Origin of the sequence: Desulfatitalea alkaliphila, assembly GCF_022968795.1 — a bacterium.
Lineage (GTDB): Bacteria > Desulfobacterota > Desulfobacteria > Desulfobacterales > Desulfosarcinaceae > Desulfatitalea > Desulfatitalea alkaliphila.
The window spans coordinates 104,927-129,262 of the sequence record NZ_JALJRB010000001.1; the positions used below are offsets into that span (position 1 = coordinate 104,927).

Below are 24,336 nucleotides of genomic sequence, written 5' to 3' on the forward strand. Positions count from 1 at the left end.
GGGGCAAGTTACCGCCAACCCGGCCAATCCTTTCCTCCTCTCTCTTCATCTGAACATCCGGCCGGCAAATCCTGCTAAAGATCCTGCCGTTAAGTACATCTTTGCGCAGCATCATCTACATAAATTCCCGGCCGTAATTCAGGAATGTACCTGATTTATAAAGATAAGGATAACTTCCTAAAATATGTAATGATACGATTAAAATCAGACAAAACTAATTTCCGGCAACCATTTTCAGTTCGAAAGTTTTTTCGACACAAGGAGCTCTTGTAAATGGTTAAAGAAACACAAACGATTGGGAAACAAAATAATCGCGGCGCCGTGCCCTGGCATGCGATGACCGACGACGAGGTATTGTCGTCGCTCGGCGTGGATGATGGCGGACTGACCGAGGATGAGGCAGCCCGGCGAACGGAGAAATACGGGCCAAACAAACTGGCTGAAAAGAAACAGGCGGGCCCCCTGAAACGTTTATTCCGCCAGTTCCAGAACGTGCTCATCTATGTTCTGCTGGCGGCGGCGGTCTTCACGGCACTTCTCGGGCAGTGGGTTGACACCGCGGTTATCGTGGCCGTCGTCATTATCAACGCCATCATCGGCTTTGTTCAGGAAGGCAAGGCCGAAAAAGCCATGGAAGCCATCCGCGGCATGCTCTCTCCAAAAGCAACGGCCCTGCGCGAAGGTGGCCAACGCGAACTGCCGGCGGAAGAACTGGTTCCCGGTGACATCGTGCTGCTCGGCTCCGGCGACCGGGTTCCGGCTGACATGCGGATCATTTTCTCCCGCAACGCACAGGCCGATGAAGCTATGCTCACCGGGGAATCCGAACCGGTTGACAAGCGGGTCGATCCTGTTGATGAGGATGCCCCCATCTGCGATCGAGAGAACATGGCCTTTTCCGGCACGGTCTTGACAAGCGGCCGGCTGCGCGGCGTGGTGACCGCCACCGGAGAGCATGCCGAGATCGGACGCATCAGCGAAATGGTCTCCAAGGTCGAAGATATCACTACGCCACTGGTTCGCAAAATGGACCGCTTCGGTCGGGGGTTGTCTGTTTTCATTGTCCTGCTGAGCGCCGTTATTTTTGTCATAGGATACTTTTTGCGCGGTTTCGGCTTTACGGAGATGGTGATGGCCGTGGTCAGCCTGGCGGTGGCGGCCATTCCACAAGGTCTGCCGGCTATCATGACCGTTACCCTGGCGCTGGGAGTGCAGCGGATGGCCCGACGAAACGCTATTATACGTCGGCTGCCGGCTGTGGAAACCCTTGGCTCGGTTACCGTCATCTGCACGGACAAGACCGGTACTCTGACGCGAAACGAAATGACCGTGGTCAAAATTGCCGTCGCCGATCGCATGTACTCTGTCAGCGGCATCGGGTACACACCGGAAGGCCAAATCACCGTCGAAGGCGACGAAAAATCCAAGATATCATTGGAAGAGCACCCCTGGATTACCGAGCTCGCCCGGACCGGGCTTCTGGCCAGTGAAGCCCGACTGCGGGAGGATAACGGCAGCTGGACCATCGACGGCATGCCGACGGAGGGGAGTATCGTCGTCCTGGCCCGGAAGGCAGGCATGACTCGCACGGACGAGCAGGAAAAGCGCCCCAGGCTCGACCTGCTCCCTTTCGAATCCGACCGCCGATACATGGCCACTTTGAACAAGGATCCGGATGCCGGTCCCATCCTCTGTGTCAAAGGAGCTCCCGAGCGCGTTCTGGACATGTGCACCCGGCAGCGGAGCAAACAAGGCGACACGCCGATCGACCGGAATGCCTGGATTGAAAGACAGGAAAAACTTGCCGGCACTGGGCACCGGGTGCTGGCCCTTGCAACCCGGCCCATGAATGGGACCGAATCGATCCAGGAGCAGGACATTACGGATCTGACCTTGCTCGGACTGGTCGGCATTATCGATCCACCCCGCGAGGAAGCCGTCGATGCCATAAAAACATGCCGGAAAGCAGGCATCCGCGTCAAGATGGTTACAGGAGACCACGCGTTGACGGCCCGCAGCATCGGGGATTCCATGGGAATCGGTGACGGCGAACATGTGCTCACTGGAAAGGACCTGGAGCAGATGGACCAGGAAGAGATGGTGCGCCAGGTCAATCAGCACGACATCTTTGCCCGGTCCAGTCCGGAACATAAGCTGCGAATGATTGAAGCCCTGCAGTCAAAGGAGCAAATCGTGGCCATGACCGGAGACGGCGTTAACGACGCGCCGGCGCTCAAACGCGCTGATGTCGGGGTATCGATGGGGATCAAAGGATCCGAAGCGGCCAAGGAAGCTTCCGAGATGGTGCTCGCCGACGACAATTTCGCCACCATCGAGCGTGCGGTCGAAGAGGGCCGGACGATCTACGACAATCTGGTCAAAGTAATTCTTTTCGTGCTTCCCACCAACGGCGCCGAAGCGCTCATGATCATCAGCGCGGTGATTGTCCTTTTTGAAGTCATGCCGATCACACCTTTGCAGATTTTGTGGGTCAACATGGTCACTGCCGTAACGCTGGCCGTTTCCCTGGCTTTTGAGCCCCCGCAAGCCTGGATCATGCGCCGACCGCCGCGACCGCCCGGCGAGCCAATCATTTCCCCGTACCTGTTCTGGCGGATCATATTTGTGGCGGTGCTCATCGCCACGAGTTCCATCCTGTTGTTCAATTATATGCGAGCTGCCGGCGCGAGTCTTGAGGCAGCCCGGACCGTGGCGGTCAACACCCTGGTTGCCGGCCAGATGTTCTACTTGTTCAACAGCCGCTTTATCGAACAGTCTTCATTAAACCTCCAGCGGCTTTTGGCCAACAAAAAGGCCCTTGTTTCGGTTGTCGTCCTTGCGGCCCTGCAGTTTGCCTTTACCTACCTGGCGCCGATGCAGCAGCTGTTTGGAACGGCCTCCATTTCCATCTTTGAATGGGGATGGTGCATTGCCGCCGGAGCAGGTGTTTTTCTGATTGTCGAGACAGAAAAAGCGATCAAGCGGGGCATGCGGACATAGGGCTCACCTGCCTGTATTCGCAAAATAGCGATAATCATGCCTCACATACGAGAAAAGAATGATCGGGAGGATAAAGCCGTCGACTTCAGCCCTGGTTGCTCGTTTTCCCCTGGAGGGATGGTACCGCTTCTACCCATATTTTAAAATGGAAATACAGGATTCGACCCATTACATTCCGGGTATCGCTCCCCTATGATTTTTAATCATCCCGGTTACCGAATACCGCCCCGGCTGTTTCAATAGGCAGGTCCGATGAAGTCTTTATTAACCGTAATACCAGGAAAGGAGGCCGAAAATGGTGAAGCCGACAAATCACCATTATCATTTCGAAGATCAGAAGAAATATACAAGCGAACCGTGCTCAGCCACTTTCCCGCATTCGAAGCAACAGGACCGACGCTGAGCGAACATGCAGACGAACAACGAAAACCGAGCAAGGAGACCATTGATGCAAATCAAGAAAATTCTATGGCCCACGGACCTGTCCGGAAACGCCGAACAAGCCCTGCCTCTGGTGGAATCCCTGTCAAAACTTTATTCGGCTGACATTCACGTGCTCTATGTCATCGAGGAACTAGCGCGTCATGAACCCTGGTACGGCGAATTCGACAACGCTCATATAAATAAAATCCTCGAATGGGAAAAGGAAAAAGCCGGTGAGCGGCTTGACCGGATCTGCGATCAGTATTTGAAGGGATGCCCGCTCTACATCAAAGAGACCGCCATCGGCGATCCGGCCGAGGAGATACTCGCGTTTGCCCGGAAACAAAAGATCGATATGGTTGTAATGTCAAGCCGCGGCAGAAAATCCCGGTTCGATTTCGGTAGTGTGGCGGAAAAAATGGTTAAACATTCACCGGTTCCGGTTACCATAGTACCCTATGTCCAAAGCTGAGCGAACATACCGGTTTTTCGATTCCATCCCGTCAATACCATTCATCCGCCATACTACAGATGGTGAACAGATTATCAAGCTGTAACTCGGAGGTGTTTTTATGAAAGTCGGTATTGTGGGAAGCGGATTTGTGGGCAGTTCGGCCGCCTATGCAATTGTACTGCGGGGCGCTGCGGCGGAAGTGGTGCTAGTGGATCTAAACGCAAAATTGGCCCGGGCCCAAGCAGATGAAATTCTGCATGCGACACCGTTTGCTTGGCCTGCAAAGATCGGCGCAGCCGATTACCCGCAACTGGCCGGTGCGCAGCTCGTAGTCCTGGCTTGCGGGGTAAGCCAAAATAAAGGTGAGCGCCGGATGCAGCTCCTGGAAAGAAATGCCGACATTTTCAAAGAGGTTGTGCCGAAGGTTCTCGACCATGCCCCTGAAGCGGTCCTGCTGGTTGTATCCAACCCGGTCGACGTAATGACCCAGGTGGTTACTCAGATCTCCAGGCTTTCACCGGGGCGAGTGATCGGCTCCGGGACCATTCTGGACACGGCACGTTTCCGCACCCTTTTGGGTGAATATCTTGGTGTGGCCGCCCAGTCCGTTCATGCCTATGTTTTGGGTGAACACGGCGACTCGGAGGTGCTCATTTGGTCCAGTGCCCACGTCGGCGGCGTTTCACTTGTTGATTTCGCGGCACAATCCAAGAAAGGCATTGAAAAAGACGTCAAGTCCCGAATCGACCGGGCGGTTCGCGGAGCAGCCCATCACATTATCGAAGGCAAAGGTGCGACCTATTATGGGATCGGCGCCGGGGTTGCACGAATTGCCAAAGCGATTCGCGGCGACGAGCGGGCGGTCCTGACGGTATCCACTCTGACGCCCGAGATCGAGGGCATCGGTAACGTAGCGCTTTCCATTCCCAGGGTCGTGGGCGCTGAAGGCGTGTTGATGGATCTTTGTCCTGTGCTCAGTGATGAAGAACATGCAGCCCTTCACAATAGTGCAACCATTCTGAAAAAAGCGGCGGCAGACATAGGGTACTGAGAATCCGTGACAAACGGTCCGGAAGGGAATCCGGGGCCGTAAGGAGATAGGAGGTCGGCCGGCAATGGGGCGATGATTTCCGAAAACGTGCAGAGCAGCGCAACGCTGAAGCCGGACGTTAGCTGTAACGCTTCGATCAACCGGGCGAATTGCTGTTGATAGGTCCATGGTTCGGAAACGTACCAGAGAACCCCTGAAGACCTCCGGCCGACTTTGTTCTTGGCCGTCAAACGCAGGCGTGTAAACGGAGGCATTTCCCGCGGGGATCAGGTTCCGCGTTCATCCTCGGTCACCATTCGCTCGGGAGGAACGGTGGGCTCATCGTCCTCCAAAGACCCGTATGGATCATCCCGCGAAGGCTCTCCCTGCATGGCGGTCTCCTTTTCAAATGTCTCTTGATCTGTTTCTTCCGCCCCATAGCGTTGTTTATCCAATTCTTCTATATTGATACGGTCGATGACATCTTCGAACCCCAAATCTTCCTGGATGGTCTCCAACACGATTTGATGCTCACGCTCGGTCGGCAGGCTGCCGGCCAGGAGTATCGTGCCCCCGTTGCAGAAAACCTCCAGCTTATCGGTATCCATATCGTGCCTGGCGTCAAATTCATCCCATATGGTTTCCACCACCCGGGCGTCGGACATGTTCTCTGAAGGCGGCGCCTCGCCCTCCGGGACTTCCTCCGTTTTTGCCTCAAGTTTTTGCGCACATTTTTTACACATGGGTGTCCAGGGAATCGCTTGCAGGCGTTTGGGCGAAATGGGCTTCTCACATATCTCGCAGCGACCGTATGAGCCGCTGCTGATAGCAGTCAAAGCTTTGTCGATTTGCTTGAGCTCAGCGTATGCCCGCTCGTCGATGCGATGCACCCCTTCGGCCAGGGTGTCCTTGTTCGCCATCTCCTGAAGTTCGGTTTCGCGCCCCTGCAAGGCGCTCCGCGAAGATTGCAGCGAACCCCTGAAAGCAAGGATTGCACTGCGACGTTCCAACATTTTTGCCTGGAGCATTTTCATTGTCTCAGTATCGATCATATTCGTCCCCCTTGATTGATCCTTTTTGCCTGTCAACCCATTCGAAGTCTTTCATGCAATCTAGAGAACAAGCACGGAATTGACGCAGCCGGCGAAGGGGGTCGGTGCGGTACCGTCTGCTTCCGCTTCGTTTTGCCAGATACCGTCATCCCACAGATAACGAAACTCGTACTGGCGCCCCTTTTCCAGATCCATGGTCAGACTGAAGGCCCCGTTTCTAAGTTTTTTCATGGGTGCCGCAACAGCGGACCAACCATTAAAATCACCCACCAGGTGAGCATTGCGCCCGGCGCGGTCGGGGTCGACGGAAATCATGAAGGTGACTTTGCACACGGGTCTGGTTTTCAGGTACTGTCGTTTGATGCTCATGAGGGATCTCCTTTGGATCGATAACGTTTCACGAAATAGGTGCTGCAATGGTTTCAAGTACAGGCTTTACCCCATTGCAAAAGGATCGTTAAACCATGAAAATGCCTAATATCATGATCGTTTGTCACAAAATGCGTCAAGGTATGCGACACACGTTTGCCCCTGCCGTTCAACGCAATCAAGAAAAAAGGAGATCCAATATGAGCACGAAAAAGGCTTACGAAGACAAACTTCAGGCACAGCTGGACGAATGGCGTGCGCAGATCGATAAGCTAAAGGCCAAAGCGGACAAGGCAGAGGCCGATACGAAACTTCGATTCAACGCTGAAATTGAAGCGCTCAGGTCCAAGCATGATGCAGCTAGCGCAAGACTCGCTTCGCTCCGAGAGGCCGGTGATGACGCGTGGCAGAATCTCAAGTCGGGAATCGATATGGCGTGGCATACCCTTGGCAGTGCGGTGAACGCCGCTACTGAAAAATTTAAATAGACAACCTGGTTTTGAAATCACCTTGCCAAAGCCTTCAACACCTCTTTGGCCATATGATCATCAGCGTGAGCCGCCAGGTCATTCAGAGAGATAATGCCGATGAGCTGTTGCTTGTCATTGACCACCGCCATACGCCTGACGTTTTTATCGGCCATGGTTTTAACGGCGTTTTGAACATCGTCCTCTTCATTACAAGCCAGAATGCCTTCGGTCATCGCGTTGACCACCGAAGTGGCTTGCGTGTCCAAGCCGAGTGCCACTGCGCGCACGGTGATATCTCTGTCGGTGATAAACCCGACGGCTTCGTCGTTCACCACCACGGGAAGATCGCCCACATTGAGATCCTTCATCCGCTCGGCGGCTTCCTGTATGGTGCTATTGGATTGTATGACGGCAACTTCGCTGCTCATTACTTCTTTGACCTTCATGTCGGTCTCCTTTCGTTGTGCTATTTCACTTTAAATTGCGGCTTCGTCCTACTCCCTTCAAGTGGATCGTTGCCAGGCCTCATTATGTCGCGGCCCTGAATTTTGAGAGTCATAGCCGTTTCTTTTAAGCGCAATCTATATTATGCGGCGCTTCGAACCAATGGGGTCTTGCCACTATTATGAGGTGGAATGCAGGGTATCTTCCGCTGCAGGCCGGATTCTCGCCGGGCATGCGACGCCTGACGCTGTTGAAAGAAATACCGGGGCGACGCGGGGTGGAGCCGGGCGTCAAAGGCGCCCGAAGGTGTTTTGGACGTTTGTGACATTGGCGGCCTATCGACATCGACACCCTCATCACGACTGCTTGTCCGCTTCGGCTTCGGCCACTTGGTAGATGACGTCCACCACACTGTCCGGGTTGAGGGAAATTGAGTCGATGCCTTCCCGTACCAGGAAAGCGGCAAATTCAGGATGATCGCTGGGTGCCTGTCCGCAGATGCCCACCTTACGCTCGGCTTCGTGGGCCATGCGGATCAAGTCACGAATTTGGAGACGCACCGCCTCGTTCTGCTCGTCGAACAGGTGGGCAAGATCAGCGGCATCGCGATCCACCCCGAGCACCAATTGGGTCAGGTCATTGCTGCCGATGGAAAAGCCGTCAACGTGTTCGGCGAACTGGTCGGCCAGAATGATATTGGCGGGAATTTCAGCCATCACATAAACCTGCAATCCATTCTCCCCGCGTACCAGCCCGTTTTCGGCCATCACTTCCAGTACACGCCGCAATTCTTCGACAGTGCGGCAAAAGGGAATCATGATGACAATGTTGTCCAGGCCGATGTGCTCGCGAACCTTGCGGACAGCTCGGCACTCCAGGGCAAAACCGTCACGGTAGCGGTCGTTGTAATAGCGCGAGGCCCCCCGGAATCCGAGCATCGGGTTGCTCTCTTGGGGCTCGAAATCCTGACCGCCGATCAGGTCGGCGTACTCATTGGTTTTAAAATCGCTCATGCGAACCACCACCTCATTGGGATAGTGCGGTGCGGCGATCCGGGCGATGCCCAAAGCCAGGTGATCGACGAAATAGTCGGACTTGTTTTCGTAGCCGCGGGTCAATTCGTCAATTTGTTTGCGGGCCTGCTTGTTCGAAAGGGTATCGTAATGTACCAGCGCCATGGGATGGATCTGAATAATGTTGTTGATGATGAATTCCATGCGCGCCAGCCCGATGCCGCTGCACGGAAGCCGCCACCAACGCAGTGCCGCGGCCGGGCTTGCGACGTTCATCATGATGCGGGTGCGGGTGTCGGGCAGGTGTTCCAGATCGATTTCCTGCTGCTCGTAGTCCAGAATGCCGTCATAGACGTACCCTTCGTCCCCTTCGGCACAGGAAAGGGTGACTTCCTGTTCGTTCTCGATCACATCGGTGGCGTCGCCCGTACCGACGACTGCGGGGATACCCAACTCGCGGCTGACAATGGCGGCATGGCAGGTCCGCCCGCCGGCATTGGTGACAATGCCGACAGCTTTTTTCATAATCGGCACCCAGTCGGGATCGGTCATCTCGGTGATCAGCACGCTTCCCTCCTCGAAGCGCCCGATATCCTCGGCCTCCATGATTAGGCATGCCTTGCCGGCCGCAATGGCCTGGCCGATGCTCAAACCGACCACCAGTTCTTCGCCTTTTTCCTTGAGGGCGTACCGCTGGAGGGTACCGGCTTGTTTGCGCGACTGGACGGTTTCCGGCCGGGCCTGAACGATATAGAGCTCGCCGGAATCGCCATCCTTGGCCCATTCCATGTCCATGGGTGTATTGTAGTGACGCTCGATCACCACTGCCCAGCGGGCCAGTTGCACAATTTCTCCGTCATCGAGCACGAAGGCGCGGCGTTCGGCTTTGGAGGTGTCCTTGTTCCGGGTGGTACGGCTGCCGCCCCGGGTGTAAACCATTTTCTTTTCCTTGCTGCCCAGGCTCTTTTCGATAATGGGAACGTTCGCGGTATCGCTCAAGAGAGGCTTGAATACGCGATATTCGTCAGGGGTTACCGTCCCCTGCACAACATTTTCGCCCAGCCCCCATGCGGCGTCTATGACGACCAGGTCCGGAAAACCGGTCTCCGTGTCGATGCTGAACATCACACCCGAACCGGCCCGGTCCGAGCGCACCATTTTCTGCACCCCGACCGACAGCGCCACTTTCATATGATCGAATCCTTTTTCTTCTCGATAGCTGATGGCGCGGTCGGTGAAAAGCGATGCATAACATTTTTTGCAGGCCTCGAGCAGCTCATGGCTGCCGCTCACATTCAAAAATGTCTCCTGTTGCCCGGCAAAGCTCGCATCGGGCAAATCCTCGGCCGTGGCGCTACTGCGCACAGCCACATCCACCGTTTGTTCATCATATTGTTCACACAGCTTTTCGTAGGCGTCGTTGACCGCCGCGGCGACATCCTCGGGAAATTCGGCACGGCTGAACAGGCTGCGGATTTCACGGCCGGCCTTGTCCAAGGCAATATCACCCGCCTCCAATGCCTTGAGAAGCGAGCGGAGATCGCCCTGCATATCGTTGTGTTCGATGAACGCCCGGTAGGCGTGGGCCGTGGTGGCGAAACCGCCCGGCACCCGGATCCCTTCTTCCTTGAGTTTGCCGATCATTTCCCCGAGTGAGGCGTTCTTCCCACCCACGCTCCCGGTGTCCTCGGCGCTCAGCGTTTCAAACCGGCGTGTAAAGGCTTGATCGGACATCATCTTTTACCCCCTTTCATCAACAGATGGACCACCATAAATATTCGAGCATCCCGTGCCAATACGGTACAGACCCCATATTGCCCTGTGGCGTGCGCAGGCGGCCGCTATGGATCGATCTTGCGTCAGACATCGGATTGGCTGCGCTTCCAGCGCTTCTATCGATTGTGACGGCGGATGGTCTCATCGCGCACTGAACAATTCAAGGGAAATCCATAATGCGAATACAGGACACACCCCATTGGGGAAAAGAGCGTTTCCAATTACGCTGTACGCCAAATGGTCTTCTGCCCCATCCCAAGCCACCGGCACACCGGCGGTCGGATCGCTCGGCCGGCAGCCCCGCGGGCGCGAAAACCCACACGCAGGGAGGTTGAATCGTGACCGACTTTCATACGATATCCACCGAGGGCATCGACGCCGTCATTTTCGATCTGGACGGTGTTGTTACCCACACGGCCGCACTTCATGCGCGCGCGTGGCAGGAGATGTTCAATGCATTTCTTGACGATCGCCGTCGGCAGGACAACAGGAATTATCCGCCCTTTGATATCAGCAGGGACTATCTGACGCTGGTCGATGGGAAGCCTCGCTATGACGGCGTCATTTCTTTCTTGCGATCGCGAGATCTGGAATTGCCTTTTGGTGATCCGACGGACGAACCGCACAGGGAGACGGTCTGCGGTCTGGGAAATCGCAAGAACGAAATATTCGGACGCCTATTGCGGGAGCAAGGCGCCGAAGTCTACCCATCCACCATCGATCTGATCCATAAGCTCAAAAGCGACCACATCAAAATCGGCCTGATGACTTCCAGTAAAAACGGGCGGGCCGTGCTGTCGCGTGCAGGGCTCTCCGACTTGTTCGATGCCGTGGCGGACGGTACCGATGCGCAGGCTCAGGAACTGGAAGGCAAGCCCGCGCCCGATTTGTTTTTGTTCGTGGCGCGCCGACTCGATGTCGAACCAAAACGTACAATCGTTGTCGAGGATGCCCTGTCCGGGGTGGAGGCCGGGCGGCGCGGCAATTTCGGCATTGTCATCGGCGTGGACCACGGCGATCAGGCCGAGGCATTGCGTCGCAACGGGGCCGACATCGTGGTCAAGGACCTCGGCCAGATACACTTGGAACGGGGGCGTCAGGAAACGGACGCGCCGCCGCTGTCTTCGGCCCTGACACATTTCAAGAATATTCGCCGGCGCCTCTCGGAAAAGGAACCGGTGGTCTTTCTGGACTACGACGGCACGCTCTCTCCCATCGTCCAAAATCCCGAGGATGCCGAGCTCTCCGAAGATATGCGCGCGGCGGTTGCCGCACTGGCACGGGTGTGCACCGTGGCGATCGTCAGCGGCCGCGATCTCGAGGATGTTCGCCGACGCGTCGGTTTGCCCGAACTCTACTATGCGGGCAGTCATGGTTTCGACATCCGCGGCCCTGAAGAGGGGAAAATCACCCACCGACAGGGCGAGGATTTTCTGCCTCGAATCGACGCGGTGGAGACGCTGCTGCGCGATAAGATCCGCGGCATTCAGGGTGCGCAGGTAGAGCGCAAGCGCTTTTCCGTGGCCGTCCATTATCGCAAAACACCCGACGCAGAACGGTCGCGGGTCGAAAAGGGTGTTGCGGCGGCGCTGGCTGAGGTACAGGAGCTGCGTGTCTCCAGCGGCAAAAAGGTGTTTGACGTACAACCGGATCTGGATTGGCACAAGGGCAAAGCCGTACGCTGGTTTATCGACGAAGCGTTGAAGCTGGAGCGCGCCAGGGTCCTGCCCATTTACATCGGCGACGATATCACGGACGAGGACGCCTTTGCCGAGTTGAGGGGCGAGGGCATCGGGATCGTGGTCGATCTCGACAACCGTGACAGCCAAGCCGGCTATTCACTGAAAGATACGGAAGAGGTGCGTGGGTTCCTCGTGCTGCTGACCGAAACGTTGCAGCGGTTCCAATCCTGGCGGTTGCGCTATCGCGGATTCGATCCGGACAACGAGGGGCTGCGAGAGGCGTTGTGCACGCTCGGCAACGGCTATTTTTGCACGCGGGGCGCATCGGCCCAGGCAAGCGCCGACGGCACGCACTATCCGGGCACCTACCTGGCCGGCGGGTACAACCGCCTCCAAACAGAGATCAACGGACATGTCATCGAAAACGAGGACCTGGTCAACATCACCAATTGGCTGCCACTCGATTTTAGAATCGAAGATGGACCGTGGTTTGCCATCGAAGCGGTCGATCTGCTCGATTATCGGCAAACATTGGATATTCGTAAGGGAGTTTTGCATCGTCATTGGCGCTACAAAGATCAGGATGGCCGTATTACACGTGTTCACGAGCAGCGCCTGGTCCACATGAGCCAGCCCCATTTGGCGGCACTGAAGTTGTCGGTGGCCCCTGAAAACTGGTCGGGTCGTCTCTCCTTTCGTTCCGCGCTGGACGGTCGGGTGACCAACAGTGGCGTTGCGCGATACAACGCGCTGAACAATTCCCATCTGCGCCCCTTGGGCGCCGAGCAGACGGACGCAGAAACCATAATGCTCGAAAACATCACCAGCCAGTCGGCGCTGCGCATCGTCATGGGCGCCCGCACCCGCTTGTTCAAAGGGGACAGCCCGCTTGCGCCGGAGCGCCGCACCATGATTCAGGATGACTACGTCACCCAGCTGGTCACACTGCAAGCGGTCGAGGGCACCGCGGTGAGCGCCGAAAAAGTGATTGCCTTACACACATCGCGCGACACCGCCATCGCGGCGCCGGAGTTGGAAACGCGCAATGCGCTGTCGGCCGCCGGCGACTTCGATACGTTGCTGGCGGATCAAACCAGAAGTTGGGAGCTTCTGTGGCGGCGGTTCAGTATAGCGCTCTATCATGACGCGGGAACCGAAAACGACGATCCCATCGCCATGATCGCGCATCTGTATATCTTTCATTTGCTTCAAACCAATTCCATCAATACCATGCAAATGCAACTGGATGTGGGGGTGCCCTCCCGGGGTTGGCATGGCGAGGCCTATCGGGGGCACATTTTCTGGGACGAGCTGTACATTTTTCCGCTGCTGAACTGGCGATTGCCGCAATTGACCCGCCGTCTGCTGCTGTACCGTTTTCGACGGTTGCCGGCAGCCCGTGCGGCGGCGCAGTCGGCAGGCTTCGAAGGGGCGATGTACCCCTGGCAAAGCGGCAGCAACGGACGCGAAGAGAGCCAGCGGCTTCACCTCAATCCACGCTCGGGCCGTTGGGTGCCGGACCACAGCCATTTGCAGCGGCACGTCAATATCGCCATCGCATACAATTTATACCACTATTACCAGGTATCCGGCGACATGGAGTTCATGGCATTTTATGGGGGCGAGATGATGGTCGAAATCGCACGCTTCCTCGCGAGCCTGTGTCAATTCAACCCCGCGATCGAACGCTATGAAATACACAACGTGATGGGCCCCGACGAATACCACGAGGCGTACCCGGATGCCCGGGAGCCGGGACTGAGCAACAATGCCTACACCAATGTCATGACGGTTTGGGTACTGGATGCCACCATGCAGGTTCTGGCGCTGTTACCGGAAGATGCACGCGAAGAGTTGGGTATCAAGCTGCGGTTGCGCGAAAACGAGTTGGCCCGTTGGAAGGATATCTCCCACCGGATGCGCGTCGTCTTTCACGGCGAGGGGATCATCAGTCAGTTCGAGGGATATCAGGACCTCAAGCCGCTGAATTGGGATGCCTATCGAAAAAAGTACGGGGACATCCAGCGCATGGATCGCATTCTGGAGGCGGAAAACGACAGTCCGAACCGTTACCAGGTGTCCAAGCAGGCCGATACGCTGATGCTTTTCTACTTGCTGTCGGCTGAGGAGTTGTCGGAGATTTTTCAGCGCCTGGGATACGAATTCACCTACGACACCATTCCCGATAACATCGACTACTACCTCAAACACACCAGCCATGGCTCGACACTCAGCCGGGTCGTGCACGCCTGGGTCCTCGCCCGCAGCGACCGTGTCCAGTCATGGAAACTTTTCTGCCAGGCCCTGCAAAGCGATGTGTCCGACATCCAGGGCGGCACGACGCCGGAGGGCATCCATGTGGGCGCCATGGCCGGCACCGTGGATCTGCTGCAGAGAGGCTACACCGGCATTGTCACCCGCAAGGACGTTCTTTGGATCAACCCTTGTCTTCCGAAGGAATTGAATCGCTTGCGGATGCGCTTGCGGTATCGATCCCATTTGCTGGAGCTGGATATGACCGCCGTCCGGCTGAAGATCCGGTCATTGGGCCGCGCCGTCAAACCGATCCGTATCGGTTTCGACGGCAATGTACATGATTTGCCGGATTACGAAACATTGGTGTTCGACCTCAAGAAGCCCGAATTGCGGTGCGTCGGAGCATCCCCCACCGAGGATGAACTGACCCGGCGCTTCGAAGCGACGGATGGTTCGTGAAGGCTATTTATTGCGCTTCTTCAGCCGGCACGGCTAATCCGCGTTGCCCTTTGGGGAATTTTCAGGTCTCACAGCCCCTATTGCGCCCGCAATATTTCGTGAACCCGCCTGACGATTGCATTTCTGGAAATTTCTTCAATGAAAAAACGGGTTTGGGCGGCTGACCGGCGCAAGGTTTGCGTATCGAGCGGCTGCACGCTGTACAGATCGATCACACGCATATAAGTGCCTTCCGCTTTGAGCATTTCATGGGCGGCAAGGGCTTCGTGCAAGGTCACGCCGGCCGCCACGATCGTGCCGGTATCTTCATCGCTGTAGCGTGGCACACTGGATCCGCCGATGGCAAAGGACGCTTGATCGTCATAAATCACCGGTGTGGGCCCACGATGGGTTCGAATATAGACGATGCCCGGGTGGCCTGCCGCGGCTTCAACGAGTTTTTCCGTGGCGACTGCATCGGCGGGGTACAGTACGACGCTGTGCAGGATGCTGCGAAACATGGCGATATCCTCCAGTGCCATCTGGGAGGGGCCATCCTGGCCGATAGACACACCCGCATGAGATCCCACGATTTTGATGTTGGCATCGGAATATTGGCTCATGCGAATCTGATCGAACGCACGGGTAAAGAAAGCACCGAAGGTGGAAACAAAAGGCAATTTTCCCCGGGTGGACAGACCGAGGGCGGCACCGACCATATTTTGTTCGGCAATGTACATCTCGAAGAACCGTTCCGGGTAAAATTCCTTGAATGCTTTGGCCCGCGTGGAGTTGCTGACCTCGCCATCCAGGCTGACCAACTGGGGGTAACCCGGATAGATGCGTTTCAGGGCGCTGCCGTAGGCATTGCGGGTGGGCACGGCTTGGCCGATTTCATAATTGGTCTTTGTTTCGTATTCCCCCGGCAGCGGCATTGGGGGCTGTTTGTCTTCCGGTGGTTCGATGTGGCCACGAATCGATCGATCGATGTTCCCCAATCCTGCCAGGGCTTCTTGCAACTGCGCTTCATCCAGGGCCTTGCCGTGCCACCCGTCCTGGTCTTCCAGAGTGGCCACGCCTTTACCCTTGGTTGTGTGCGCGATAATCATTACCGGGCGATCGGTTTCCGCGAAGACAGCCTTGTAGGCGTCTATAATTTCCGGAAACGAATGGCCGTCGATTTCCATGGTTTTCCATCCAAAAGCGCCGACCCGTAAACTGTAGGCCGACAGGTCGTGGCCATACTGGGTTTCCCCTCTCTGGCCCAGCCGGTTGACGTCCAGTATGCCCACGAGATTGTTCAGCCCATAACTTGCGGCGATTTGTATGGCCTCCCATTGTGAACCTTCCGCCATTTCACTGTCGCCGAGCAATACATAGGTGCGATAAGGCAGGCCGTCCAGATGTTTGGCATTCAGGGCGATGCCCAGGCCGACGGACAGCCCCTGGCCCAAGGATCCCGTAGCCGCTTCCACATACGGCAACCGGGTGGTCGGGTGGCCTTCCAGGAGGCTGCCGAATTGACGATAGGTGCGCAGGTCGGCCTCGGTCAAGGCGCCGGCCGCGGCCCAAAGTGCGTACAACAGCGGCGCCGCGTGGCCTTTGGAGAAAATCAGACGGTCGTTGTTGGGATGCCGCGGCCTTGGAATATCGTACCGGAAAATTCCGCCGAAGAGCAATCCGGTCATCAATTCAACGGCCGACAGCGCCGAGGTGGGATGACCCGAGTCAGCCCTGGTTGTGGAGGTGAGAATATGATAACGCACCAAGGCCGCAAGGGCTTCCAGTGTTTGTCTTTTTTCACTTTCGGACATGATGTGAGGTCTCCTTTGCAAGGGAATTGATGGTCTCGGATAAACGCCCTGTTGCTTGAACATTCATGCCAATGCCGATGCCGCCGCCTGGTCGACCAGCCATATGCGCTCGCCCTTATGGGGGCGGATCGACTGGGCGGGCCAGTTCAGTGGATCGTAGGGCCCTTCCCGCACTTGCTTGAGGATCGGTGCTTTTTTCCGGCCGGTGACCAGAAAAACAACCAGCAGCGTTTGATTGAGCAATACCGGTGTCATCGATATGCGATGCATCGCTTCGGCCTCCGAATATACCGCCGCTGCCCAACGCTCCTTTTCCTTCAGTATCGCGCTGCCCGGAAAAAGCGAAGCCGTGTGTCCATCTTCGCCCAATCCCAGAAGTACAATGTCCAGGACGGGCATCGGACCGGATAAACGGGTGCGCAGCAATTGCTCATAGCGCTGTGCGGCCGCCGCGGGCGATCCGTCGCACTGAACGGGATGGATCTGTTGCGGTGGAACGGGAACGTGATCCAGCAATGTCCTGAAAGCCGTTAACGCATTGTTGCGATCGTCATCTGCCGGCACACAGCGTTCGTCTCCCCAATAAAATTCCATGGCCTGCCATGGGATGCGATCCTGGAACGGCGGTTGGGACAGACGCCGATAAGTCGCTGTCGGTGTGCGCCCTCCGCAAAGCACAATTCGGCATCTTGCCTTTTCGGCAACGGCCGCGGCGCTCTTTTTGGGCGAACAATTCCGCAGCCGCCAGACTCAGGAGATCCGCATCTTGAAAAATGCGAATCATCGATCGGCCTCCGCCTGGATGCGACACACACTGTTATCGTCCCGGCAATGCAGCGCCGTCGGCATTATTCAGGTGCGGCCTTCCCGGGCGATGAGCATATCCGCCGCTGCCGGACCCCATGAACCGGCCTGGTAGTTGGGAAAGTCGGTCGGCGGCATTTCATTCCAGAATTCGAGCACCGGAGACATCACCGACCATGCCGCTTCGGTCTGATCGTCGCGCAGAAATAGAGTGGTGTCGCCCTTCAGAATGTCCAGCAACAATGTTTCGTAAGCACCGGGTGAGTTTACTTTGAAGGCCTCCCGATAGTAAAATTGCATCATTACCGGTGCCAATTGCAGTTTGACGCCCGGCTTCTTGACTTCGAATCGGAGGCAAAATAGTGCAGACGGGCGGAAAAATGCTTCTCGGGCTTTCTTGTCTTCGGGACCGTTGCGTCCATTTCCTCCGATGCCACGGCACACATGGTCGCGAAACTGCGCATCGTCCATAGCACTGCGGCTGATGCCCAGCACTCTGAAGTCATTCGGCATCCATCCGTCTGCGAATAGATCGAACAGCGCTGGAACCAGCTTGCGCCGGGTCAGATCGGAACTGCCGCCGAAAATCACGAATTCAGCAGGATGAATGGTATCGCGGTCTGTCTTCATTTCTCCTCACTGTCCGGACCAATGCGCGTGGAATATTCCTTGGGCGTCCTTCCGCTCATATCCGTGGGCACCGAAATAATCCCGTTGAGCCATGATTAGATTGGCCGGCAGGCGTTCGCTGCGATAGGCATCGAAATGGGCCAGCGCTGCCATCATCCCCGGCAGGGGTATGCCCAAGTCAACCCCGGCTCGGACAACTTCGCGCAGCGCCGGCAGATGAATTTGCACCAAAGCGTTCAAGGAGGGATCCAGCAGCAAATCGGTCAGATTCGAATCCCTCTCATAGGCGGCTTGGATGGTTTCGAGAATCACTGCACGGATAATGCATCCGCCGCGCCAGATGCGGGCGACCGTGGCCGGATCGAGCTGATTGCCGTAGATGGGTGATGCTTTGCGAAGCAGCGCCATACCCTGGGCATAGGTAATCACCGCGGCGGCATAGTACCCGTCTCGGAGATGTTCCACCAAGGTCTGGCGATTCCAGATGCGGCACTATATTGCGGATCACCTCATCGACGGTTTCTCCGGCCCGCACCAGCATCAGGACAGCCCTGGGCGCACGAAGGTCGCGGCACAGGGTTTTGAGCGAGCGCGTCGTATATATTTGGTGACGCGCACTCATCATTGTGCGAAAGCGTTTTATCTTTTCTTCCGTGCGGTTGTACCCCACTACCGAAAACCCTTGCTCGGCGATATTGAGCGCCAGGTTGCGACCCATTAAGCCCAGGCCGATGATGCCGATATCGTGTTGCTGCATTTCGTTTCGGATCCCCACGTCGCATCTCCATTCTATCCGGCGCCTCAATCGATGGATATGGGGCCGTTGCCGGATGGTTCCAGTGCCGCCATTTTGCGAAGCCGCCTGCGAAAACGCGCCCGGTCCTGAAACCTGGCCGCAATAAAAGTTCTGATCAGCTCGCAGGCCAGTGCGTATCCAACAACGCGGCCGCCCAAACAGATGAAATTCATGTCGTCATCTTCCACGCCTTGCCTGGCGGAATAACAATCGGTTATCAATGCAGCCCGCACATCCGGAATCTTGTTGGCGACGATGCAGGCACCCACACCGCTGCCGCAAATCGCCACAGCGCGGTCCAGTTTGCCGGCTGAAACCGCTCGGGCAAGCGGCGCCACGATGTCCGGATAGTCGTCATCCGGATCGAGGATATGCGCACCCCAATCCTCCGCTGGACAGCCCCACTCACCGAGCATGGTCAGCAGGCGGTTTTTCAATTCATATCCACCATGATCGGCGGCTATTCCGAGACGCATGGCCCCTTTCCTCCATCTGGGAGACAGGTTGGCGCAGGCGGATATAAACCGGCCCTGGAAGGGCTTATGGTTGTGAAGCCCCCTGCTGCTGTTTATACCTTGCATACCACGACCATACCCTGCGGATGTATTGGCGCGTTTCCGAAAATGGGGGTACGCCTTCGTACTGTATAACCATACTTGCACCGGCATTGTAGGCGGCGAGCGCCAGTTCGTGATCCCCGTCGAACCGCTGCAGCATTTGTTTCAGGTACCGCACCCCGCCATCCACGTTCTCCTGCGGGTCGAAGCTGTCCAAGACGCCAAGGGCTTCGGCGGTGTGCGGCATCAGTTGCATCAAACCTTGAGCCCCTCTATACGAAACCGCCCGGGGATTGTAACGCGATTCGGTGTGGATGATCGCCATTACAAGGGCGGCCTCCACGTCGTACCGCCGGGCAGCGTAAACGATGATCTCATAAAAGCGGCACACCTCCTCGCTTTTATGTAAACACGCTTCTTCTTTGATTTCCTCAGGCGATTCCTTGACAGGCCGACCTTTTCCAACATGTTTTGCATCCTTCGAGATGGGGTCCGCCGTTGCCGGAAGCTTTGTGGAAGGATCAACAATGCAGAGCAGCCAGATCATTGCAAGCATTGCCCTTAGAAGAAGCGTGGATTTGCCATTCAACATTAGCGACCTCATCATCCTGGGGGAACAAAACCTTTCCTTTACATCCGGTGGGTGCCAGCATGGTCCAATCCAACCCAATTGCAAACAGCCTCGGCGATTTCCACTTGGATTCGTTTTGTCGTGACACACCACCTTTTTTCCCTCACTGTTTTCAGCGTTGATCGCGCCAGTAATTGTTTGCTGCGGCAATGGTTTGGAAATGAATGGCAATTACCTGTGATGCGGCAATCAGACTGTCCGGATCATGTGCATAGGCAGGTCGCAGCTTCTTCAATACCGTCTTGTCCGGTTGTGTCTCGGTCACGCCTTTGCGTGCAAGCACTATAGCGAGATGAAATCCTTCCTCAGGAGTGGCAACGATCAGGCTAAGGGGCGATTCGCCATTTTTCGCCCCTTTCATACCCTGCTCCGCCCCTGCCAATGGAACGACTGTAAGGCAAAGCAGCAAGATCATTCCACCTAATAGGTTTACTTTGAAAAACATTTTAACTCCTCCTTGTCTAAAATCCTCGTGGTGCGCTTTTGAATTGACGCCTGCTTTACAGTTAAATGAAACAATACGCGCGGCCTGCAGAGTTTGCAATCAGGTGCGGCTCCTATTTGAACGGTCGGATCAGGGTATTCAATCTTGCGCTTTGGATTATCCCTTTTCAATAGGTTGTCCGTATTTTAAAAGGCCGGGCGTCGCTCCCGGGAATCTTGGTGACGCGCAAATGGCGTTTGGGGCACATGCGTCACCAACCCAAGCATGGGGAATATCTCAACATGAAATACATGGAAGGCTTTATTTTCTTTCTGCCCTGGCTATCCTATCTGTGAAAAAATGCTTGAGGGCATGAATCTCTTGCAGGCGCGAGCAACGTCAAAACACTCAACCAAACAAAGGCGAGCGCTGCACGCTTCGCCGGTCCGGATTTAACAATGGCATCTGCAATAATTCTCGTTATGGTTTATGTGGCCGTCGTCTTAAGCCCACTGGCTCTGGTTGTCGTATTGCACCCCCCAATTGAACAGAGCTTCCTTTATGGTTTAGGGAAAGGCTTCGCCCTGATGGGATTGGTTATCCTTTTCCTTCAAAGCGTTCTGGCAGCCCGGTTAAAATGGGTATCGCGTCCTTATGGCTTCGACATGGTCATTCGCTACCACAAGTACATGGCCGGTGCGGCGCTATTTTTCCTTCTACTCCACCCGGTGCTTCTGGCTGCCGGCGGCGCGGGCTGGCAGTTGTTGCTGTCGGCCGAAAAACCCTCGATCATCTGGCTGGGAAGGGCCGCTTTGTTTCTTTTATTGCTCAATGCGGTGGTGAGCGTGTATCAGGGTCGTTTGAACATCAAATTCGAAAAATGGCGGATAATGCACAATGTTATCGTCCCCGTTATCTTGCTGGCGGGTTTCGTTCACGCCCGTTTTACCGGGCATGACCTGGCACATTTGTTTCCATTGCGGACCCATTTTCTGGTACTGCTGGTGATCGCATTTGCCGTATTTGTTTACCACCGGTTCATCAGGCCGGCGCGATTGGCCCGCACACCCCACCAAGTGGTGGAGGTCCTTCCGGAGACCAAAGATGTCTGGACGGTCAAGATGCGGCCGCCCGAGGGCACCAGGCATTTCGATTACCTGCCGGGGCAGTTTCAGTTCATCACCTTTCGTCGAGGGCGCGATTTGCCGGTGGAAGAGCACCATTGGACCATCTCGTCTTCGCCCACACAAAATTTCATCAGCGCCACCATCAAGGTATTGGGCGATTTTACCGCCACAATCGGCGCGACTCGACCCGGGGACGAGGCCGTGATCCATGCACCATTCGGTCGTTTTTCCTACGCCTTGCATCCAGAAGAAAAGCAACTCGTTTTTATTGCCGGCGGCATCGGGGTAACCCCCTTGATGAGCATGCTGCGTCACATGCGTGACAGCCGCAAAGACATTTCGGTTCTCTTTTTCTATGCGAACAAGAATGAAGCGGACATCGTTTTCCGCAAAGAGCTGGACGAGATCGCATCCGGAGAATATCCACGATTGCGTCTTGTGCACGTATTGGAAGAGGCCGATGAGGGCTGGCAAGGCGAAAAAGGGGTGATCGATCAGGATATGATCAAGCGTTACTGCGACCCCATCTCCGGCTTGACCTTTTATCTCTGCGGTCCTCCCGGGCTGATCGAGTCGAATTTCCACGGTCTGCAATCCCTGGGCGTCGAAGACCGGCAGATTCGCCTGGAACTTTTCACCTTTCTCTAACTGATGGATCGATTTTGCGTATGACTGTTCTCAAACGAACCTCGGCAGGGGTTATTCTAGTGCTTGCGGCCGGAGGTATTATATTCGCCGCATTGAGCAGTGACATCACTAAAGCCGATTCGGGTGCCATACAGGGCCTTAGGATATTCGAAAACAATTGTGCCGGCTGTCATTTCGCTGATCAAGAGGCGTCCAAAAGGGGACCGGGTCTCAAAAACCTTTTCGCCCGCGAAACCCTTCCCGCAACCGGTCGACCGGTGACCATCGAGAATGTTGTGCGACAGCTCAAAGAGCCGTTCAAGAACATGCCCTCATTCGTCGATGACCTGTCGGAATCCGAGATGGAAGCGGTTGCCGGCTACCTTGAAACACTGTAACCCTCCTGTTGTACCGGGAGTGATATTCGCGCGGCATGGAGAGGCATCCGATGGACCGAGAAAAATCCAATGTGGATGACAACAAGACTTATCATCAAGTGCGTGACATGCTGCAGTTCGCTCGAGCGGCCTACCGGAAATTGTCCGACTATTATGCAACGCGGCAACCCGAAATAGTAAATCCACGGGCGGCGATGCTTGTTAATTATCTGCAAGGACATGCATCAAAGATGGGAAGCGTGCTTTCCGACACGATGGCATCGATTCCGGATAACATTCTCGGCACCTTCCATCAATACGAGCCGGAATCGGTCGAACGCATATCGCCGGAAGCCGACAATCTGCACTTCGACGTCGACGCGAATCCTGACGAGATTGCCGCCAAGGCCCTTCGCTTTCATGAAATCATGCACGATTACTACGCAAAAGCGGAGGATATGGCCGACTTCAAGGAGGTCGCCGAACTTTTTCAAAGCCTGAAAACCGAAGAAAAGGAGAACCTGAAAGCGATCACACGGAACGCCGACGCCTTGCAGGACATCTGATGGCGCGCGCTTTCATCCGGATCCGCATTTGCCCGACCCCGCAGCAAAACCCTTCATGGACAAGCAGCATTTAGGCGCAGCGCCAAATCTTTTATTGTGCTTTAACGAACACGGCCGATGGGCTCATCAGTGATACAAGGGCCCGTAAAAGTTGTTTTGGCAGTGCCTATTCCAGTTCCAGCACCAAGTCAAACAGCGCCGACTGGATCTTGTCCCATCCTTCACCATCGGTCACAAGCGCCGAACCGTTGCGTGAAAATCGGTGATGTTCACACAATCCACGCAACTCAGGTCTTTTGTCCAGAAGCCGGGTCCACAGTTCCGTTTTGTCTTCGGGGCCGCAAAGCGCGCCGATGGCATCCAGAACGACCACCTTGCCATCGCCTGTAAACTGAATGGGCTCCTTATCGACGACGATCGTTAGGGGATCTGACATCCGGTTCTCCTTGCATTTTGGCATGTATGAGACTGGATTTGGTTTGATCATCGGCCATGCAGGGCCGCAATGCCATATCAGCAAACCCTCATTGCGCCCTGCGGGAGGCTGTATTTTATTTTGTGACAAGGCCCCCTCGACACCACGCATTGCCTTCGGCCTTTCCGGCGCAAAATCCGGCACACTCCCGGACATCGGGTTGCGGCGAAAGCGTTCGCCCGTTTTCAATAGCGCAATATGGCGGCGACATCCGCATCCTTTTCCGGCAATCGCCCTGAAGGCAGCGCATAAATCCTGCCGCCGTGCTGAAGGGTATAAGCTGTCGCCAGGTCGAGAAGATCATCGGCCGTCGGGTCCTCCTGTTCGAAGACCGTCACTTCATTGCGTTGTCGGTCGAATATCCCCGGCTGCCAAGCATCCAGCACCACAAAGAGCGTATCGATCTTACCGTAGGCAGCGGCGGGCAGCACGCTTTGCACCCCTGCCGCGGTGTATCCCTTGCCCGCCAGCTCATGATATTGCCGCTCCGCTTCCATTTGCTGTTTTTCCAACTCCGGGATGACAATCTCCAGCGCTTTGCCGTGCAGCTCCTCAGGCTTCAAGCCTTCCGGGTTGCCGGTGAGCTCGCCTTCCAATACATTGCCATAGGCGGTGGCTTTGCGAAACAACGGCAGCAAGTAATCGACACCGGCCAGCACAAGAGGTTCCTGCCGGCCGGCCAAAACAGCCTGCAAGGCCGGATCCACCTTCTGAAAATAGCGATACACCTCATCCTTGTGGTCATCAATGCTTACGCCATGCCCGTGAAACATGGCGGGCCGCCGGCCTGCGCCGGCCGTGGTACCATCGCTTGCACCCGTGTGCAATTGGACCTGGCGATCCTTGCTGTCGTATTGCAGGGCCGCCTCGATAGTTTGGGGCAGGCCGTCCATCTTGATCTCCATTGCGTGATGCCGGGTACAGGAAAGCAAACGCACCTGGTGCTGGCTCAAGGCCAGAATGAAAAAGCGCCCGTTGGACATGAACAGCGGTAAAAGCGGTTTAATGTAGAGCCGCCGGGACACATGAAATGTCTCTTCAAACGGCTCCGGCAAAAAGAAATGGCGAAAGAGATCCGGGGTGATAAAAACCGCCATACCT

Annotated in this window: 21 protein-coding genes and 1 pseudogene; 8 read left to right on the forward strand and 14 right to left on the reverse strand. The window is 55.9% G+C overall.

Features of this window, described 5'->3' with window-relative positions:
- Positions 1-273: 273 nt before the first annotated feature.
- The 3 genes from MRX98_RS00430 to MRX98_RS00440 all read left to right on the forward strand — a co-directional run bounded on the left by MRX98_RS00430 (position 274) and on the right by MRX98_RS00440 (position 4,928).
- Positions 274-3,000 carry a cation-translocating P-type ATPase gene (locus MRX98_RS00430; RefSeq protein ID WP_246902060.1) on the forward strand — a complete coding sequence of 909 codons (2,727 nt, stop codon included), beginning with the start codon at positions 274-276 and terminating at the stop codon, positions 2,998-3,000.
- A gap of 448 nt (positions 3,001-3,448) precedes the next feature.
- Positions 3,449-3,895: a universal stress protein gene (locus MRX98_RS00435; protein WP_246902061.1), complete on the forward strand. Its 447-nt coding sequence runs from the start codon at positions 3,449-3,451 to the stop codon at positions 3,893-3,895.
- 100 nt (positions 3,896-3,995) lie between these two features.
- Complete coding sequence (locus MRX98_RS00440; protein ID WP_246902062.1) at positions 3,996-4,928, forward strand: L-lactate dehydrogenase; 933 nt, start codon at positions 3,996-3,998, stop codon at positions 4,926-4,928.
- 266 nt (positions 4,929-5,194) lie between these two features.
- Here the strand turns inward: MRX98_RS00440 and MRX98_RS00445 are convergent, their stop codons facing one another.
- Complete coding sequence (locus MRX98_RS00445) at positions 5,195-5,959, reverse strand: TraR/DksA family transcriptional regulator (RefSeq protein ID WP_246902063.1); 765 nt, start codon at positions 5,957-5,959, stop codon at positions 5,195-5,197.
- 60 nt (positions 5,960-6,019) lie between these two features.
- Complete coding sequence (locus tag MRX98_RS00450) at positions 6,020-6,328, reverse strand: isoamylase early set domain-containing protein (protein ID WP_246902065.1); 309 nt, start codon at positions 6,326-6,328, stop codon at positions 6,020-6,022.
- 200 nt (positions 6,329-6,528) lie between these two features.
- Between MRX98_RS00450 and MRX98_RS00455 the strand changes: the two genes are divergently transcribed.
- Positions 6,529-6,816, forward strand: a complete 288-nt coding sequence (locus MRX98_RS00455) for a sll1863 family stress response protein (RefSeq protein ID WP_246902066.1) — start codon at positions 6,529-6,531, stop codon at positions 6,814-6,816.
- 17 nt (positions 6,817-6,833) lie between these two features.
- On the opposite strand, the gene MRX98_RS00460 is transcribed toward MRX98_RS00455, so the two are convergent.
- On the reverse strand, positions 6,834-7,244 hold the full coding sequence (locus MRX98_RS00460; protein WP_246902067.1) for a CBS domain-containing protein: 411 nt from the start codon (positions 7,242-7,244) through the stop codon (positions 6,834-6,836).
- A gap of 354 nt (positions 7,245-7,598) precedes the next feature.
- Positions 7,599-9,992 carry a phosphoenolpyruvate synthase gene (ppsA, locus tag MRX98_RS00465; RefSeq protein WP_246902069.1) on the reverse strand — a complete coding sequence of 798 codons (2,394 nt, stop codon included), beginning with the start codon at positions 9,990-9,992 and terminating at the stop codon, positions 7,599-7,601.
- A 377-nt stretch (positions 9,993-10,369) separates the two neighbouring features.
- Here ppsA and otsB point away from each other — a divergent pair, with 377 nt between their 5' ends.
- Positions 10,370-14,428: a trehalose-phosphatase gene (gene otsB / locus MRX98_RS22125; RefSeq protein WP_246902071.1), complete on the forward strand. Its 4,059-nt coding sequence runs from the start codon at positions 10,370-10,372 to the stop codon at positions 14,426-14,428.
- Positions 14,429-14,505: 77 nt separating this feature from the next.
- Here otsB and MRX98_RS00475 read toward each other — a convergent pair whose 3' ends face one another.
- The 8 genes and pseudogenes from MRX98_RS00475 to MRX98_RS00505 form a co-directional block, all read right to left on the reverse strand.
- On the reverse strand, positions 14,506-16,221 hold the full coding sequence (locus MRX98_RS00475) for a transketolase (RefSeq protein ID WP_246902073.1): 1,716 nt from the start codon (positions 16,219-16,221) through the stop codon (positions 14,506-14,508).
- Positions 16,222-16,284: 63 nt separating this feature from the next.
- Complete coding sequence (gene pgl, locus MRX98_RS00480; protein WP_281432146.1) at positions 16,285-16,962, reverse strand: 6-phosphogluconolactonase; 678 nt, start codon at positions 16,960-16,962, stop codon at positions 16,285-16,287.
- A 111-nt stretch (positions 16,963-17,073) separates the two neighbouring features.
- A complete protein-coding gene (locus MRX98_RS00485) occupies positions 17,074-17,655 on the reverse strand; it encodes a glucose-6-phosphate dehydrogenase (NADP(+)) (RefSeq protein ID WP_246902077.1) in 582 nt (193 codons plus the stop codon).
- 6 nt (positions 17,656-17,661) lie between these two features.
- Positions 17,662-18,123, reverse strand: coding sequence for an NADP(+)-dependent, decarboxylating phosphogluconate dehydrogenase (locus MRX98_RS00490; RefSeq protein ID WP_281432137.1), 462 nt, complete (start codon positions 18,121-18,123; stop codon positions 17,662-17,664).
- A gap of 16 nt (positions 18,124-18,139) precedes the next feature.
- Positions 18,140-18,430, reverse strand: a pseudogene (locus MRX98_RS22235) (NAD(P)-binding domain-containing protein); the annotation flags it as partial.
- A gap of 26 nt (positions 18,431-18,456) precedes the next feature.
- Positions 18,457-18,927, reverse strand: a complete 471-nt coding sequence (locus tag MRX98_RS00495) for an RpiB/LacA/LacB family sugar-phosphate isomerase (RefSeq protein ID WP_246902078.1) — start codon at positions 18,925-18,927, stop codon at positions 18,457-18,459.
- 64 nt (positions 18,928-18,991) lie between these two features.
- Positions 18,992-19,600, reverse strand: a complete 609-nt coding sequence (locus tag MRX98_RS00500) for a lytic transglycosylase domain-containing protein (RefSeq protein WP_246902080.1) — start codon at positions 19,598-19,600, stop codon at positions 18,992-18,994.
- Positions 19,601-19,751: 151 nt separating this feature from the next.
- The gene (locus MRX98_RS00505) at positions 19,752-20,183 is read right to left on the reverse strand and encodes a hexameric tyrosine-coordinated heme protein (protein ID WP_246902082.1); all 432 of its coding nucleotides are present in this window, start codon (positions 20,181-20,183) and stop codon (positions 19,752-19,754) included.
- Between the two features lie 467 nt (positions 20,184-20,650).
- Between MRX98_RS00505 and MRX98_RS00510 the strand changes: the two genes are divergently transcribed.
- From MRX98_RS00510 to MRX98_RS00520, 3 genes are read left to right on the forward strand one after another with little or no spacing between them, the layout of a single operon-like run.
- A complete protein-coding gene (locus MRX98_RS00510; protein WP_246902084.1) occupies positions 20,651-21,838 on the forward strand; it encodes a ferredoxin reductase family protein in 1,188 nt (395 codons plus the stop codon).
- A 20-nt stretch (positions 21,839-21,858) separates the two neighbouring features.
- Positions 21,859-22,215 carry a c-type cytochrome gene (locus MRX98_RS00515; protein ID WP_246902086.1) on the forward strand — a complete coding sequence of 119 codons (357 nt, stop codon included), beginning with the start codon at positions 21,859-21,861 and terminating at the stop codon, positions 22,213-22,215.
- 50 nt (positions 22,216-22,265) lie between these two features.
- A complete protein-coding gene (locus tag MRX98_RS00520; RefSeq protein ID WP_246902088.1) occupies positions 22,266-22,760 on the forward strand; it encodes a ferritin family protein in 495 nt (164 codons plus the stop codon).
- A 166-nt stretch (positions 22,761-22,926) separates the two neighbouring features.
- Here the strand turns inward: MRX98_RS00520 and MRX98_RS00525 are convergent, their stop codons facing one another.
- Together MRX98_RS00525 and MRX98_RS00530 are read right to left on the reverse strand one after the other, a co-directional pair.
- Positions 22,927-23,424 (reverse strand): hypothetical protein, encoded by a 498-nt coding sequence (locus tag MRX98_RS00525; protein WP_246902090.1) that lies wholly within the window; start codon positions 23,422-23,424, stop codon positions 22,927-22,929.
- A complete protein-coding gene (locus tag MRX98_RS00530; protein ID WP_246902092.1) occupies positions 23,421-24,332 on the reverse strand; it encodes a baeRF7 domain-containing protein in 912 nt (303 codons plus the stop codon). The genes MRX98_RS00525 and MRX98_RS00530 overlap by 4 nt, the downstream gene beginning before the upstream one ends.
- Between the last annotated feature and the right edge of the window lie 4 nt (positions 24,333-24,336).